Genomic DNA, 16,029 nt, shown 5'->3' with positions numbered 1-16,029 from the left:
TTTATTTATCTCTTATTTGGATAGATGTATTATGATATAATTATGCAGTTATTAAATTAAATACATATATTTATTTGAGAAAAGAGGTTTTTTCACTCTATGAGTGATTCAGGTCAGCCGATTTGGCGAAGAAATTTATTTGTTTTATGGTTCGCAACATTTATTGCGGGAACGGGTTTTAGTGAAGTAATTCCATTCTTGTCGCTTTATGTTAGTGAATTAGGTAAGTTCTCCCATGGGATGTTATCCATGGTTAGTGGTTTAGTTTATGCTGCAACTTTTATTGTAGTTGCAGTTACCGCACCAATGTGGGGACGCTTTGCTGATCGGCATGGTCGTAAAAGACTGTTGTTACAAACTACCATTGGTTCTGCAGTAGCAATTACTTTGATGGGATTGGTTACCAATGCTTGGCAATTAGTAGCGCTTAGAGCAGCACAAGGCTTTTTTGCCGGCGTTATTCCTAATGCAACGGCATTGGTAGCTGCAGAAACGCCTAAGAAAAAAGAGGGGTACGCTTTAGGAATTATTACCACTGGTTATGTTGGCGGTAACTTATTAGGTCCTATTTTAGGGGGCTTTTTAGCTGGTATTTTTTCAATCCGAGTTACTTTTTTCATAACTGGTGGACTATTATTTTTATCATTCTTACTTAGTTTATTTATGGTTAAAGAAACCTTTAAACCTGATCCTAGCAAAATAAAAAAGCAACCTTCATTGTTCGATATTCACTTTTTAAAAGAATTTCCCAATCCAAAGCTAACGGCATGGCTATTAGTTTCTACTATTATTGTACAAGCTGGACTTTATTCGATTTATCCCGTAATTAGTTTATTTGTTAAAGAATTAATGAATAATCATGGCCCCGTTACAGTAGTGGCTGGGATTATTTCATCTTTACCTGGAATCGCGATGTTTATTTCTTCACCATTCTGGGGTCGTTTAGGAGATCGAATTGGTTCGAACAAAATTTTGATTTATGGTTTTATTTTCTCAATCATTTTTTATTTCCCACAGGGATTCTTTACTAGTGTCATTGTTTTAGGAATTTTAAGGTTCTTGGTTGGTTTATCAAATGCGGCGATTTATCCAGTTATCCAGACGGTCTTAGCTAAAAAAACGCCAGCTGGTTCCACCGGGATGGTATTTAGTTTAAATCAAGCAGCTCAAGCGATTGGAGCGGTTGTTGGTTCGATGATGGGTGGATTTATCTCAAATATTTTTGATTATAGTGGCGTGTTCATATTCACCGCGTTATTATTATTAGTGAACCTAATTTTATTGCTATGGCAGGTTCCATCAATAAGAAAAGATTCTTTTTAATAAGAGGGGATTTGAATGCGTAAACATAATCAACATATTAACGAATTATCAGATAGTAACTTATCTAAAAAAGATTTAAATAAAAAAGCAATTGAATATGATATTGAAGATTTAAAACGAATGATTCATGAAACCCAAGGTAAACATCAGGAATTGTATGTAGCCAGGCTTGATGATGAAAACATTAATAATTTAATTTCATATGATGATTATCTAATAGAATTTGTAAATGATTATGCAAAATCTTTTGACCAGATAAGAACTGGCGCCAAAAATCATTTTCACCAAGAAATGACAGCTGGTTATTTTATTGATGAATGTATTGCATTATTACATCGTAAATTCGAAAATCATCAAGATAAAAATTCAATGGTGACAGTAGATAAAGATGGAAAAGTAATTTAAATAAAAAAGTAACAAAATCTTAATATAGATTTTGTTACTTTTTTATTGCTTTTAGATTTAATAGCAAGTATCTTAAGAATTAAGACATAATATTTTAAGGAGGTATTATTTTTGGACAATAATTCATATTGGCGTAAGAATCTATGGATATTGTTATTTGGAACATTTTTAACTGGAATTGCCTTTAGTGAGATTATTCCTTTTCAGCCATTATATATTGCTCAATTAGGTGATTTTAGCAAAAATGAACTAGCCATTTGGAGTGGAATTATTTATGCAGCCCCATTTGTGGTTGTTATTTTTACTTCTGCGATGTGGGGGCGTTTTGCTGATCGCCATGGACGAAAGCGATTAGTTTTACAAACTTCCTTTGGTTCAGCTATTACAATCTTTTTAATGGCGTTTTGTACCAATATTTGGGAACTATTAATTTTAAAGGCGTTACAAGGCTTTTTTGATGGCGTGATTCCGAATTCGATTGCATTAGTCGCAACAGGGACTCCTCGCCATAAGACCGGCTATGCATTAAGTATTTTATCAACCGGTTATACTAGTGGTTTCTTAGTTGGTCCCATCTTCGGTGGAGTTTTAGTTAAATTATTAAGTATTCGAGTTTCTTTTATGGTAACCGGAGCCTTATTATTCGCATTCTTTTTATTAACGTTCTTCTTTGTTGAAGAATACTTTAAGCCAGATCCAGCTAAGTTAAAAGAGAAAAAGCAATCATTCTTTAAGATTATTAAGAGTTTTTCCAATCCGCATTTTGTAATCTGGATTTTAATTATCTCGATTTCATTACAAATTATGAATAACTCAATTAATCCTTTAATTACACTTTATGTTAAAGAATTAATGGGTGGTTCTGGTGATGTATCAGTAGTATCTGGTTTAGTTGCGGCAATGCCTGGAATTGGAATGGTAATTGCATCGACATTATTTGGTCGATTTGGTGATAAGCATGGAACTAATAAAGTTCTAACCATTGGTTTTATCTTAGCTATTTTATTCTTATTCCCTCAAGGTTTTGCCCCAAGTGTGTTGTTCTTTGGGTTCTTTAGATTCTTAACGGGAATTTCGAATGCGGCATTATTCCCATCTGTTCAGACTTTATTAGCAAAGGGAACACCAGCTAATTCAACTGGAATGGCCTTTAGTTTGAATCAAGGTGCGCAAGCGGTTGGAATTTGTATTGGTTCAATTTTAGGGAGTGTTGTTTCATCAATCTTTGACTATGACGCTGTCTTTTATGTTAGTGCACTAGTCGTACTAATTACTTTCATTTTAGTTAAATGGAAAGTCCCTGAATTAAGAAATAACCATGAATTTGAATAAAAATAATTATTACGATTTATACCTCATATAGTATTTTTTATCATAATTAGTCCCTATTCATATGTTTTTTACTATATATAGTGTTTTGACAAATTGTTATATTACACTATATAATAATACGTAGATCAAGTTTGGAGGGCCCGAGGAGTAGGTGCCAAACTAACTAAGCCTTAGTATGAAATGTACTAAGGCTTTTTGTTTATGTATGTTTGTATGTTTAAGAAGAATACTTATGACTAATGAAAAACCCTTTAAAACAATTGATGAACAAATTGATATACTAAATAAAAGAGGATTATCTACCAATGAAAATTCTAAAATTAGTTTAAAACAATTTGGTTATTATTCTATTGTTAATGGATATAAATGGTTATTTTTAAGTAGAAATACTAATGGGAAAATTGTTAAACCTGAACAATTTATAAAAAATAGTACTTTTGATGATATTAGAAAATTATATGACTTCGATAAAGAACTTAGATCAATTTTATATAAGGCTTTATTAGAATATGAATCCAACTTAAGAGCTAAAATATCCTATACTTTTTGCGAATATCATCCAGAAGAAAGTGCGTATTTAAATTCTTCTAATTATAATGAAAAAATTAATGTAGATTCTAGCATAAAAAAACTAAAAAAAGTTATTAAAAAGTATAATAACAAAAGTGAAGACAATGCTATAAAGCATTATACAAATCATTATGGGCAGGTACCCTTATGGGTTTTAGTCAACTTCTTAACTTTTGGTGATATTAACTATTTTTATAATAATATTGAGGAACAAGTTAGAATAGATATATCAAAGAAATTTTCTGAGAAGTATAAAATTAACTATAATAAAAGTGTTAAAATTCAAAGTATTTCAATTGATGCTATTAATCATATGGTAAATGATTTTAGAAATGCTGTTGCTCATGGGGATGTTACATATTATATGCATCTTATTAAGGGGCCTTCTTTTAAAAGTATAAAGAAAGATTTGTCTTTAAATGACCTAAAAGTATCAAGTCAAAGAGGTATTTTTGAACTTGTTATAGCTTTAAAATTAGTCCTTAATAGTGAATGCTTTTATGAATTAAAATCTAACTTGTATAATTTATTTGATGATTATGAAAATAAATTTTATTCTGTATCTTTTGACACCATACTTCATGATATGAATTTCCCCCAAAATTATAAATGTTTTATTTAATATTTTTCACAAGTCAAAATGTTTGTGTTTATATTCACAATCTATATAATAATGGGCATAGATGTAATTAATAATAAATTTAGTTATGGGGTAATATTGATGAAAGTTATAGTAATTGGATGTACACATGCCGGAACTTATGCTGTTAAACAAATTTTAAAGGAACATCCTAAGGCAGAAGTTACAATTTATGAACGCAATGATAATATTTCATTCCTATCGTGTGGAATTGCATTATACCTAGATGGTAAAGTTGCTGATCCTAAAGGGCTATTTTATTCTAATCCCAAAGAATTAACTGATTTAGGTGCTAATGTTAAGATGTTGCATGATGTTAAGGATATTGATACTGAAAACAAACAAGTTAAAGTTGAAGATATGAATAGTCATGAAATCTTTGAAGATAATTACGATAAATTAGTTATGACCACTGGTTCTCGTCCCGTAATGCCACCAATTGAAGGCAGAGATAATAAAAATGTCTATTTCTGTAAAAATTGGCACGATGCACAAACATTATTTGAAAAAGCTAAAACCAATCAACGCATTACTATTGTCGGTAGTGGATACATTGGAGCTGAGTTAGCTGAAGCTTTCTCTAACCATGGTCATGACACGACTTTAATTGACACCAATGAACGTGTAATGTCAAAATATTTCGATCAACCATTCACTGATAAGATTGAAGCAGCTTATCAAAAACACAATGTTAATTTGGAACTAGGACAATTAGTAAAGAGTTTCTCTGGCGAAGATGAATTAACTATTACTACTGATCAAAAAGAAATTAAAACTGATATGGCAATCCTCTGTGTTGGTTTTAAACCAAATACAGAATTACTAAAAGACAAAGTTGAGATGATGCCTAATGGTGCGTTAATTACTAATGAATATATGCAAACATCTAATCCAGATATTTTCGGTGCTGGTGATAGTGTCGCGGTTCATTACAATCCAACTGGCAAAAATGCTTATATTCCATTAGCAACTAATGCGGTTCGTCAAGGAATTCTAGTTGGAAATAATATTGAAAAACCTACTACTAAGTATATGGGAACTCAATCTTCATCAGGATTACAATTATATGAATATTCCATTGTTTCAACTGGAATGACTGCTGAATTGGCTAAAAAGGAAGGGTTTAATGCTCATTCAGTATTGCTTGAAGACAATTACCGTCCAGAATTTATGCCAACAACTGAACCAGTATTAATGTCGTTAGTTTATGATGCTGATAGTCGTCGTATTTTAGGTGGTTCTTTAATGAGTAAGTATGATATTTCACAATCTGCTGGAACTTTATCAATGTGTATTCAAAATAAAAACACAATTGATGATTTAGCTATGGTGGATATGTTATTCCAACCTAATTTTGACCGTCCATTTAACTATTTAAATCTTTTAGGTCAAGCTGCACAAGCAAAAGAAGCAAAATAATATACAAAAAAGATTCAACTAACATTTTTTGTTAATTGAATCTTTTTTTATTATTCAATTTTATTATCAAAATCGTTATTTTTATCTCTCAACTCAGCTGCTTGAGTTTTGGCACGATTATGCATTCCGTAAACAAAGTACACAATCATTCCAATGATAAACCAAATTAGGGCATATAATTTAGCATCAGCATCCAATCCCCAGAAAACTGCAAGTGAAGCTAAAAAGCCAAGTGCGGGTAGGACAGGGAAGAATGGCATTTTAAATCCAGGCATATTAATATCTTTACCTTCACGTTTACGGAGTGGGTAGATTCCAATGGATACGAACATGAATGCAATTAATGTTCCAGCTGAAATTAATTGTGACAAGAAATTAAATGTTAAGAAAGCACCAATCAATACTGAAATAACAGTAATAGTTAAGATAGCATTAACCGGAAGATGATGTTTTTTATCAACTTTACCTAAGAATTTAGGTAACATACCATCACGACCGAATGAGTATAGTAGGCGTGATCCAGCCATCATCATTCCAATTAAGGCAGTAAACATTCCAACAACCGCTACAATTTGAACACCTGAAGCAACATAAGGATGACCACTTTGACGAAGGGCCCAACCAACTGGTTCAGCGTTATTAGCGTAGTTAGTGTATTTAAACATTCCAACTAATACTAATGATACTGCCACGAATAGTGTTACAGCGATTACTAGTGAACCAATAATTCCACGAGGCATGGTTTTTTGTGGATCTTTAGCTTCAGCCGAGTTAGCGGCAATTGAATCAAAACCAATGTATGATAGAAAAATAACTGATACCCCAGCGTAAATACCACCAAAACCACCAAAGGCAGTTCCATCTGGGTTAGTATGTGGTGCTGGCACAAAAGGAATATAGTTTTGAATATGAATAGCTGATAATCCAACAAAGATAAATACTAAAACAGCTAAAACTTTAAGTATTACTAGTACATTTTCAATTTTAGTAGTCTTACTATCACCACGAGTGATTAGAAAGGCAACGATAAGTATAATTACAACGGTGGTAATATCAATAAAGCCACCAGGCGAGCTAATGGGCGTTGATAAAGCAGTCGGAAAATTGATTCCCAGAGGTGCAATTAATCCTCTGAAATTAGCTGACAATCCGGCGGCAACGAAAGCGACCGCAATAAAATATTCTGCTAAGAGGGCCCATCCGGCAACCCATCCCCAAAATTCACCAAAAATAACGTTAATCCAAGAATATGCAGAACCAGCAAATGGCATTGCAGAAGCCATTTCAGCGTAGCCCAATGCAACTAAACCAGCAACGATAGCTGCTAATAGAAATGAAATAGTAACCGCTGGACCGGCATTATTAGCGGCAACAATTCCAGGTAAAGTAAAGATGGCGGTTGAAACAATGGTTCCAACTCCAAGTGCAAGGAAGTCTTTAGTGGTCATTGATCGGACCATTTTAGCATCCTTATTTTCATAAACTTTAGGATCTTCTTTTCTGTTCATTCGCTTAAAAAGATTCCCCATAAAAATTACCTCTTTCTTTTGTTGAACTATTATTAAATTTTTATTAGAAATTAATTAAAATATTAATTCATTATAAATATAATGTCAAACAAATTTTAACTGTAAATACTATTGTATCATGAAAATAGCCACCCTTAAATTAGATAATTAAGGGTGGCTATTTGAATTATTTATTAGTTTTTTTTCTTATTAAATTTAGCAAAGTATAGAATTGTCATTAAACCTAGGAAAACAATTCCGACAATTAATGGAATTCTAGTATCATTGTTAAAGAACATAAATACTAGTGTCAATGCCAACATTGCTAATGTTAGATAGTTTGAGAAAGGTGCCAATGGCATCTTAAATGGATGATTCTTAATTCTTTCTGGATGTAATTTACGATATTTTAATTCAGACATAATAATTACGAACCAAGGAACCATTCCAGGTAGTACTGATGAACTATATACATAAACGAAAATTTGACTAGCTCCTTTGTAGAAGAGTGGCAAAATAACGTTTAATAATACTCCAATCAAGATACCTAATGCGATTGAAATAACTGAAATATATGGAACACCATGTTTGTTTACTTTATTGTAACGTTTTGGTAGTTGACCATTTTGTGCCAACAAGTATGACATTCTACTTGAACTATAGATAGCTGAGTTAGAACCAGATAGGGCAGCGGTTAGAACGACAAAGTTAATAATTGATGCCGCAAATGAAATTCCTACTCGTGCAAAGGTTTCAACGAATGGAGAACCAATATTTACAATCTTATCCCATGGGTAGATTGCCAACATTACAAAAATAGAACCAATATAGAAAATTAAAATTCTACCAATTGTATCTTGGATTGCTTTTACTAAAGTGTGTTTAGGATCTTCAGCTTCACCAGCTGTAACTCCAATCAATTCAATTCCTTGATATGAAGCAAAGACAATTGATAATGCGAAGAAGAAACCTTTAACACCACCAGTAAAGAAACCATGTGACCATAAATTAGAAATACCAGTAGGGCCAACGCCATTGAAACCTAGAACAATAACAACCGCACCAACAACAATCATAGCAATAATTGTAACAACTTTGATTAGCGCAAACCAATACTCTAATTCACCAAAAGCACTAACTGAAATTAAGTTAGCAATACATAAGAAAACGACTGCAATAATTCCGGGGACCCAAGAAGGAATTCCTGGCCACCAGAATTGCATATAAGTTCCGATAGCGATCATTTCAGAAATACCAACGACAATCCACTGGAATATATTACTCCAAGCGGTTAAATAACCGAAAACCGGATGCATATATTCCGTTGCAAAATGTGAAAATGAACCACTAATTGGATTATCATAAAGCATTTCTCCAAGGGCTCTCATAATTAAATATAGAAATAAACCAGCGATTCCATAAGCTAATAACACTGAAGGACCAGTCCAAGCAATTGTTGACTTGGCACCCATAAATAGTCCAACCCCAATGGTTCCACCAAGGGCGATCATTTGCATATGTCTAGAACTAAGTTTTCTTTCTAATTCTTCCTTTTTTTGTTTTTCTGCCAATATTTTCACCATCCTATAAATGTATTATGTAGAAAAAATCCCTAGTACACTATCTATTGTACTAGGGATTGAGCAATAATGTTACTAATAGATATCCTAAAGTTAAAATTTATTAGTCTCAACCTTTATAAATATCTTCAAATACAAATTTTTGTGGAAATTGGCCACCTAAAACCACCCTTTGTATCTTGCTGATAGGTATTGATATTGCTCCCCAGTAAGATTGGTTTTTACTGTTACATAATTTTAGTATCTTAGAAATATATTATATATTTCTTAATCTGTCAATTATTGTATTCCTTTCTTATTATATTTAGCAAAATAGATAATTGCCATAATAACTAAGAAAATAACGCCAATAATCAATGGAATTCTAGTTGAATCATTGATAAACATAAATACTAATGTAACTAATAGGAAAATCAAAGTTACATAGTTTGTATATGGTGATAATGGCATTTTAAAGGGATGATTTTTTAGTTCTTCAGGATGTTGTTCTCTAAATCTAATTTGTGAAATCAAAATTACGAACCAAGGAACCATTCCGGGAAGAACTGATGAGCTATATACATACACAAAAATTTGATTTGCAGATGGAGCAATCATTGGTAAGACAACATTTAAAATTAATCCTAATAGAATTCCAACTGAAATACTAATAACGGAAACGAATGGAACTCCATGTTTGTTTAATTTTTTAAATGGTTTAGGTAATTCATGTTTTTGAGCAAGTAGGTAAGACATTCGACTGGCACTATATATTCCTGAGTTAGAACCAGATAGGGCAGCTGTAATTACAACAAAATTAATGATTGCAGCGGCAGCAGTAATTCCAACTTGTGAGAAAGTTTCAACAAATGGTGATCCAATTGAATTGATCTTATTCCATGGATAGATACTTAGAATGACAAAAATAGCGCCAATATAGAAAATTAAAATTCTACCGATGGTATCTTGAATTGCTTTTACTAGAGTCTGTTTAGGATTTTCAGCTTCACCAGCAGTTACTCCGATTAATTCAATTCCTTGATAAGAAGCAATTACAATTGCTAAAGCAAAGAAAAATCCTTTAAAACCATGAGCGAAAAAGCCAAACTTCCATATATTAGAAATACCAGTAGGTCCAATGCCATTTAAGCCAAAGACAATTAAGACAAGTCCGACAATAATCATGGCAACAATTGTTACTACTTTGATTAATGCAAACCAATATTCTAATTCACCAAAGGCACTGACTGAAATTAGATTGGCAATACATAAAAAGACGATTGCAACAATTCCAGGTAACCAACTGGGTAAGTTAGGCCACCAAAATTGCATATATGTACCAATGGCAATTACTTCTGACATCCCAACTACTAAGTATTGGAAGACATTACTCCAAGCGGTTAAGTATCCAAAAACCGGATGCATATATTCACCAGCAAACTGTGAAAATGATCCAGTGATGGGATGAACATATAACATTTCACCCAAAGCACGCATGATTAAATATAAAAATAAACCAGCGACTCCATAAGCAAGTAACACTGAAGGTCCAGTCCAATCGATGGTTGATTTAGCCCCCATAAATAGTCCTACACCAATGGTTCCACCTAATGCAATCATTTTCATATGACGCGCACTAAGCTTTCTTTCTAAATTATCGTTTTTTTCTGCCATAACTATTCACCTTCTTTAAAATATTTGAGTATTAGTGAAAACAAAAAAATCCCTAGTACAAATTAATGTACTAGGGACGTATTTTTACGTGGTTCCACCCATATTTATATAGTATAAAAATACTATATACTCATATTAGTCGTTAACAGAACAAACTGAATGGCATTATCCGCCAAAAAATATTGGAAAGTGGTAACTATCAGTTAATATTAATTCAAATTGCAGTATACATTGAATCTCTCTGAAATATTATGAAGATAGCCGTATCTTTCTTAATTAATATTTACAATTGTATACTGTGTATATACATCTGTCAACTTATATAAAACAAATATGGGTTAATCTTCTTTATTTGCTGATTTTTCTAATCGATCTTGAACGTCTAAGATAGTATTCATTGTTTGTTGGAATGTTTTATCATCATAGTTTAGCCGGTTCAAACATCCTTGAACTGAACTGGTAATTGTTTTTTCTTGTTTTTTACCATGCTCAGTTAATTTCACTAGCACACGTCTTTCATCTTTTTTATCACGTTTTCTAGTAATCCAATCGGCTTTTTCTAATCTTTTTAATAATGGAGTTAATGTTCCATTAGATAAGCCCAGTTTTTGACTTAAATAATTTACGGTAACCCCATCTTTTTCCCATAAAGATAATAGGGTGACATACTGAACGTAAGTTAAATTAAATTTGCTTAGTGGTTCCTGATAAAACTTATTAAAAAGTTGATGTGCTCTAGAAATTTGAAAACAAATTTGGTTATCCAATGTTATTTTATTAGTCATATATATAACTCCCTTCTCAATAAATATGTACATTCTTAGTGTATCAATGTATTGTATACAATATAAAATATATCACTAAAATTAAAATGGTCAAGTATAAAAATAAAGCAGTAGGGATAAATTCCTTACTGCTTTATTTAAGTTATTTATTATGCCATTTTTGTTTTTGTATTTTGTTTTTTAATATCTTTATCAGTTTGAAATTTACGCACATAAACAAATAAAATGTAAGAAATAATAAAAAATACCAGTGCATAAATTAATGATCCATTAATAATTTGTGGTAATGATAATCTAGTCATCATATGCTTCATTCCATCTTGAATTTGTTTTTCAACAAAGAAAAAGTTAAATGGATTGTAAATTAACTTACGATGAGTGTAGATAAATATCATAAAAATACCAGCGATTATTTCAGTGATCCATGTACAAGCAACACCAAATGCGATTGCTCCATACCATGTTTTACAAAATCCAATTACCATCATTACGAAAGATTGAAAAATGAAGAAGTAAGCAATGTTTCCAAGAACCGCCCAGCTAAGTTCTTCAGCTAATGTTCCTGCTAAGGGCTTATGTGGAAATACTAAATACTTCATTAAAATCACAGCAATAATTGCCACTAATAGTAATAATAAATAAGATACTAAAATAGTAATAACTTTAGAAAAGAAAATTGAAGTTTTACTATGTGACTTCATATTTTCTTTTACTTGATCATTACTTTCTTCTCCAGCAAATCTGGTTGCCACAATTATAGTTGTTAATAGTTCAATAATACCAGTTACAGCACCAAATTGATTCATCCATTTCCAACCATCTAAAGTTTTAGTTTCCATTCCTACAATTGCCATAATTATAGTTACAATGAATAATCCTAAAGCCATAAATCCAAAAATTTTACGGTTATGACTACTCATTTCTTGTTTTAACAAATCACCCATTTTTTGACCTCCTAGGTCTTTAACGAAAGTTAATCATGTCATGAGTTTATCACGTTGAGAAAAGTAGTCAATAGAAAAACACCCAATTTATTAATGTAAAAAGGGTGCTCATTATTAATTAAACGTTTCTGTGATTATAAATAGTATATGCAATTGCTGTAAAGATTAAAGCATAAACAACAGTTCCAATTTCCATTTGAGTTAATGAAAGGTGGGTGATAGTTGATACGGAATGATCAGCAAATTGTTCATTTGTACTTAAAAAGTTTAATGGATTCCACTTAATTATTTCAACCTTATCAATCAAGTATGTTAAATAACTACCAATAATTGATGCTGCGAAGTAGAAAACAATTCCAAATGCAATTGCAACACCATTATTTTTAGCGATGTTACTAACTAAAATAACCATTGGAATTAATAATAGTAGAAACCACATATTTCCAAACATAGAATTAATAATTGGTTTAAATTTAATTGCTGAATCACTTAAAAAGATTAGTTTAGAAATATAAGTTACTACAAAATTAACTACATTTAAGTAAATGAACATAATCAACATAACAACTATCTTAGACATAAAAATACTCAATCTTGAAAACTGACGAGCAAATAGATATTTTACAGTGTTATTAGCAAAATCACCGGTTATAATCGTACTAGCAAAAGCAATCATGGCAAATATCATTAAAGCAATTCCCATAGAATAAACTTCTAAAGGTTTGTCTGGAACATGTTTTGTTAACGACATTAAGTAACCACCAATTAATGAAATTACAAGCATTGTAATACTCCAGCCAATATAGAACTTGCCGTGAATTTGTTTATACATTTCTTGTCTTATTAGAGTTAACATTATTTATCTTCCTCCTTTTTGTTATCTTCTGTTAGTAGTTTTAATAATGATTCTTCCAAGTCGACTTTATCTTTTGAGACGTCTTGAATTTCAAGGCCAGCATTATTTAATGCTGCAAGGGCCTTATTCATTGAATCGCCTTTGTCTTTAATTTCAACGGTTTTATCCATGATTTCAGCTTCAAATCCAGCTTGTAATAATGCATTGTATGCTTTTTGATTATCATTAGTAGTGAGTTTGATGTTTTTACTACCACTTGATAAGAATGATTCTGCATCTGATTCTTTAACAACTTTTCCATGATTGATAACAACATAGTAATCAGCAATTCTTGCCAATTCATCAAGTAAATGACTTGAAATTAGTACACTGATACCACGTTTTGATAATCTTAATAGTAGGTCACGTAAATCATGAGTTGATTGAGGATCAAGACCATTCATAGGTTCATCCAAAATTAATAACTTAGGATGATTTAATAATGAAATGGCAATTCCTAAACGTTGTTTCATACCTAATGAATATTTTTTAGCTTTGTGATTACAGAAAGAATCAATTTGAGTGTCTTTCATAATTTCTTGGATTTCACCATCGGTAGTAGAACCATCATTGAATAATTTTAGATTTTGGTAACCAGTAAGACTTAGGTAAGGAGCAGGTGATTCAATCATTGAACCCACATTTTGCAAACTCTTACGATTATTTTTAGTTAAGCTGTCACCATTAATTTTAATTGAACCAGAGTTGTAACTAGTTAAACCAACAATACTTTTCATAATTGTTGATTTACCAGCACCATTAGGCCCAATTAACCCCAAAATTGTACCAGGTTCAATATCAAAAGAAACATTGAATAAGGCTTGTTTTTGACCAAATTTTTTATTTAGGTCGTTTATTTCAAGTACCTTCATATAAAAATCTCCCTTATTAATTAGTTATTTACTTATGTAACTAACTATATTAATTCTTTATTATAAAGTCAAGTAAAATTAATAAATTATGTAAAAATTTTAATAATCTAATGGTATATATGAGTATATTTCTTATATTTCATCTTTGCAAACAAATGTAAATAAAATGTAACAATTTGATAATCTCTCCGTAAGAAACTTAATGTAAGCTGCGTACTGTAAATATAAGGAGGGAAAAACATATATGCATTCGAATAAAGCATTTATGGCACTATTAAGTGTTGTTACATTATTCGCTGCGATTTTGTTTTTATTACCACAAACTAATGCTAGTGCTAGAGCAACTAGTTATAGACAAAATATCGTACATACACACAGACTTTCTTCTGCTAATGCAGCAGCTAAACATTTTATTGCCATGCGTGAATCTGGTGGTTCATATGGAGCAAGTAATGGTACCTGCTATGGTAAATATCAATTATCAATTGGATATTATCATGGTAATTATTCAGCAAGTAATCAAGAACGTACTGCTGATCGTTATGCTAATAGTCGCTATGGCTCATGGGTTGGTGCCAAAAGTTTTTGGTTATCACATGGTTGGTACTAAATCTGAAAGGAATCTCTTTCATTAGAGATTCCTTTTTTTGTAGTCTCTATTATCTAGTATTGAAAACTAGATAACATAGTTATATAATTATCAAAAAGATGTGAGGAATGATTTAATGACAACTCAAAACAAAGAAAAAATTACCTGGGTTGGTAGTAAAAAATATTTTCTATTAAGTGAAATTTTTAGTGCCATTACCCATGGCTTAGGAGTTTTACTTGCAATTGCAGGGGCTGCCTGTTTAATTGTACAAGGCGTTTCTGAAGGTGGTGCAATGCGTATCACTACATTTGCCATTTATAGTGGAATTCTAATCGTTTTTTATTTAGCATCTACAATGTTTCATAGTCTATATTTCACTAGAGCAGAAAAGCTTTTTCAAATTTTTGATCATTCTGCCATTTATTTATTAATCGCAGGTACATACACGCCTTATTGTTTGGTTGCAATTCAAGGATGGCTCGGATGGCTTATTTTTGGAATTATCTGGTTAATGACAATTATGGGCATTATTTATAAGTCAATTTGGATGGGAAAATACAAAACTTTGTCCACTGTAATTTATGTAGTTATGGGTTGGATGTGTCTTTTGGGAATTTTTAGACTATATCATTACTTAGGGCTTACTGGATTTTTATTATTATTATTTGGTGGGATTGCTTTTACTGTTGGAGCGGTTATTTATAGCTTTAAACAAATTCCATTTGGCCACGTCATTTGGCATCTATTTGTTCTTTTAGGAACAATTATGATGTATTTTTCAATCTACTTTTATGTATAGATATAAAACATATCAAAATCATTTACTTATAAAAAGTAAGTGTTATAATATTCTATGATATTTGAATATGAAAAGAGGATTACTATGGAAAATAATTTTTTAAACTTACAAAAAAATCGTCGTACAATCTATGCATTAGGTAAAAATGTTAAACAAGATTCTGATGAAATTGCTGATTTAATCAAAGAAACAATTAAACAAGCTCCTACACCATTTAATAGCCAATCTACTCGAGCAGTAATTTTATTTAATAATGCTCATAAAAAGTTATGGGACATTGTTTTAAATAATTTAAAACCACATTTAAAGACAGAAGATGCTGTTAAAGCTACTACTGAAAAAATTAATGGCTTTAGTAATTCATTTGGAACAGTTCTTTACTTCACTGACATGGATGTTGTTCATGGTCTTGAAGAAAAATTCCCAGCATATGCTGATAACTTTTATGATTGGTCAGAACAATCACAAGGAAATGCCCAATATGCTGTTTGGACTTCATTAGCTGAAAATGGCATTGGTGCCAATTTACAACATTACAATCCACTAATCGATGAAGATGTTGCTAAAGAATTTGATATTCCAGCTAGTTGGAAATTACGTGGTGAAATGGACTTTGGTTCAATTGAAGCACCTGCTGGCGATAAAGATTATATGGATGATGAAAAACGTTTCAAGATTTTTAAATAATTAGTTAAAAAATAAGCTCCCACAA

At 31.4% G+C, this 16,029-nt stretch carries 15 protein-coding genes; 8 read left to right on the top strand and 7 right to left on the bottom strand.

Features of this window, described 5'->3' with window-relative positions; all coding sequences use genetic code 11:
- Positions 1–99 precede the first annotated feature (99 nt).
- The 5 genes from MOO46_RS04505 to MOO46_RS04485 all read left to right on the top strand — a co-directional run bounded on the left by MOO46_RS04505 (position 100) and on the right by MOO46_RS04485 (position 5,689).
- Entirely contained in the window at positions 100–1,323 is a 1,224-nt protein-coding gene (locus MOO46_RS04505) for an MFS transporter (protein WP_249510507.1), read from the top strand.
- A gap of 15 nt (positions 1,324–1,338) precedes the next feature.
- A complete protein-coding gene (locus MOO46_RS04500; RefSeq protein WP_249510506.1) occupies positions 1,339–1,728 on the top strand; it encodes a hypothetical protein in 390 nt (129 codons plus the stop codon).
- Between the two features lie 111 nt (positions 1,729–1,839).
- Positions 1,840–3,060, top strand: a complete 1,221-nt coding sequence (locus tag MOO46_RS04495; protein ID WP_249510505.1) for an MFS transporter — start codon at positions 1,840–1,842, stop codon at positions 3,058–3,060.
- Positions 3,061–3,292: 232 nt separating this feature from the next.
- The gene (locus tag MOO46_RS04490; RefSeq protein WP_249510504.1) at positions 3,293–4,252 is read left to right on the top strand and encodes an Abi family protein; all 960 of its coding nucleotides are present in this window, start codon (positions 3,293–3,295) and stop codon (positions 4,250–4,252) included.
- A gap of 99 nt (positions 4,253–4,351) precedes the next feature.
- Positions 4,352–5,689, top strand: coding sequence for an FAD-dependent oxidoreductase (locus MOO46_RS04485; RefSeq protein WP_249510503.1), 1,338 nt, complete (start codon positions 4,352–4,354; stop codon positions 5,687–5,689).
- A 50-nt stretch (positions 5,690–5,739) separates the two neighbouring features.
- Here MOO46_RS04485 and MOO46_RS04480 read toward each other — a convergent pair whose 3' ends face one another.
- The 7 genes from MOO46_RS04480 to MOO46_RS04450 form a co-directional block, all read right to left on the bottom strand.
- Entirely contained in the window at positions 5,740–7,218 is a 1,479-nt protein-coding gene (locus MOO46_RS04480; RefSeq protein WP_249510502.1) for an APC family permease, read from the bottom strand.
- A 173-nt stretch (positions 7,219–7,391) separates the two neighbouring features.
- The gene (locus tag MOO46_RS04475) at positions 7,392–8,714 is read right to left on the bottom strand and encodes an amino acid permease (RefSeq protein WP_249511701.1); all 1,323 of its coding nucleotides are present in this window, start codon (positions 8,712–8,714) and stop codon (positions 7,392–7,394) included.
- A gap of 342 nt (positions 8,715–9,056) precedes the next feature.
- Positions 9,057–10,430, bottom strand: coding sequence for an amino acid permease (locus tag MOO46_RS04470; RefSeq protein WP_249510501.1), 1,374 nt, complete (start codon positions 10,428–10,430; stop codon positions 9,057–9,059).
- A gap of 338 nt (positions 10,431–10,768) precedes the next feature.
- On the bottom strand, positions 10,769–11,215 hold the full coding sequence (locus MOO46_RS04465) for a MarR family winged helix-turn-helix transcriptional regulator (protein ID WP_249510500.1): 447 nt from the start codon (positions 11,213–11,215) through the stop codon (positions 10,769–10,771).
- Positions 11,216–11,364: 149 nt separating this feature from the next.
- Positions 11,365–12,159, bottom strand: a complete 795-nt coding sequence (locus tag MOO46_RS04460) for a hypothetical protein (RefSeq protein WP_249510499.1) — start codon at positions 12,157–12,159, stop codon at positions 11,365–11,367.
- Between the two features lie 118 nt (positions 12,160–12,277).
- On the bottom strand, positions 12,278–13,015 hold the full coding sequence (locus tag MOO46_RS04455) for an ABC transporter permease (RefSeq protein ID WP_249510498.1): 738 nt from the start codon (positions 13,013–13,015) through the stop codon (positions 12,278–12,280).
- Complete coding sequence (locus MOO46_RS04450; protein ID WP_249510497.1) at positions 13,015–13,926, bottom strand: ABC transporter ATP-binding protein; 912 nt, start codon at positions 13,924–13,926, stop codon at positions 13,015–13,017. Before MOO46_RS04450 ends, MOO46_RS04455 begins: the two co-directional genes overlap by 1 nt.
- A gap of 244 nt (positions 13,927–14,170) precedes the next feature.
- Between MOO46_RS04450 and MOO46_RS04445 the strand changes: the two genes are divergently transcribed.
- The 3 genes from MOO46_RS04445 (at position 14,171) to MOO46_RS04435 (ending at position 16,004) form a co-directional block, all read left to right on the top strand.
- Entirely contained in the window at positions 14,171–14,536 is a 366-nt protein-coding gene (locus MOO46_RS04445) for an aggregation-promoting factor C-terminal-like domain-containing protein (RefSeq protein WP_249510496.1), read from the top strand.
- A 115-nt stretch (positions 14,537–14,651) separates the two neighbouring features.
- Positions 14,652–15,317, top strand: coding sequence for a PAQR family membrane homeostasis protein TrhA (gene trhA, locus MOO46_RS04440; RefSeq protein WP_249510495.1), 666 nt, complete (start codon positions 14,652–14,654; stop codon positions 15,315–15,317).
- Between the two features lie 84 nt (positions 15,318–15,401).
- Positions 15,402–16,004: a nitroreductase family protein gene (locus MOO46_RS04435; protein WP_249510494.1), complete on the top strand. Its 603-nt coding sequence runs from the start codon at positions 15,402–15,404 to the stop codon at positions 16,002–16,004.
- Positions 16,005–16,029: the final 25 nt, after the last annotated feature.

The sequence above is a fragment of the Apilactobacillus apisilvae genome (assembly GCF_023380225.1).
Classification (GTDB): Bacteria; Bacillota; Bacilli; order Lactobacillales; family Lactobacillaceae; genus Apilactobacillus; species Apilactobacillus apisilvae.
This window is presented reverse-complemented; position numbering and strand designations above follow the sequence as displayed.

Bases quoted from the DNA above. Each gene is read 5' to 3' on its own strand.
- MOO46_RS04505 (WP_249510507.1), top strand. From the start codon at position 100: ATGAGTGATTCAGGTCAGCCGATTTGGCGAAGAAATTTATTTGTTTTA.
- MOO46_RS04500 (WP_249510506.1), top strand. From the start codon at position 1,339: ATGCGTAAACATAATCAACATATTAACGAATTATCAGATAGTAACTTA.
- MOO46_RS04490 (WP_249510504.1), top strand. From the start codon at position 3,293: ATGACTAATGAAAAACCCTTTAAAACAATTGATGAACAAATTGATATA.
- MOO46_RS04485 (WP_249510503.1), top strand. From the start codon at position 4,352: ATGAAAGTTATAGTAATTGGATGTACACATGCCGGAACTTATGCTGTT.
- MOO46_RS04480 (WP_249510502.1), bottom strand. From the start codon at position 7,218: ATGGGGAATCTTTTTAAGCGAATGAACAGAAAAGAAGATCCTAAAGTT.
- MOO46_RS04475 (WP_249511701.1), bottom strand. From the start codon at position 8,714: ATGCAAATGATCGCCCTTGGTGGAACCATTGGGGTTGGACTATTTATG.
- MOO46_RS04470 (WP_249510501.1), bottom strand. From the start codon at position 10,430: ATGGCAGAAAAAAACGATAATTTAGAAAGAAAGCTTAGTGCGCGTCAT.
- MOO46_RS04465 (WP_249510500.1), bottom strand. From the start codon at position 11,215: ATGACTAATAAAATAACATTGGATAACCAAATTTGTTTTCAAATTTCT.
- MOO46_RS04460 (WP_249510499.1), bottom strand. From the start codon at position 12,159: ATGGGTGATTTGTTAAAACAAGAAATGAGTAGTCATAACCGTAAAATT.
- MOO46_RS04455 (WP_249510498.1), bottom strand. From the start codon at position 13,015: ATGTTAACTCTAATAAGACAAGAAATGTATAAACAAATTCACGGCAAG.
- MOO46_RS04450 (WP_249510497.1), bottom strand. From the start codon at position 13,926: ATGAAGGTACTTGAAATAAACGACCTAAATAAAAAATTTGGTCAAAAA.
- MOO46_RS04445 (WP_249510496.1), top strand. From the start codon at position 14,171: ATGCATTCGAATAAAGCATTTATGGCACTATTAAGTGTTGTTACATTA.
- trhA (WP_249510495.1), top strand. From the start codon at position 14,652: ATGACAACTCAAAACAAAGAAAAAATTACCTGGGTTGGTAGTAAAAAA.
- MOO46_RS04435 (WP_249510494.1), top strand. From the start codon at position 15,402: ATGGAAAATAATTTTTTAAACTTACAAAAAAATCGTCGTACAATCTAT.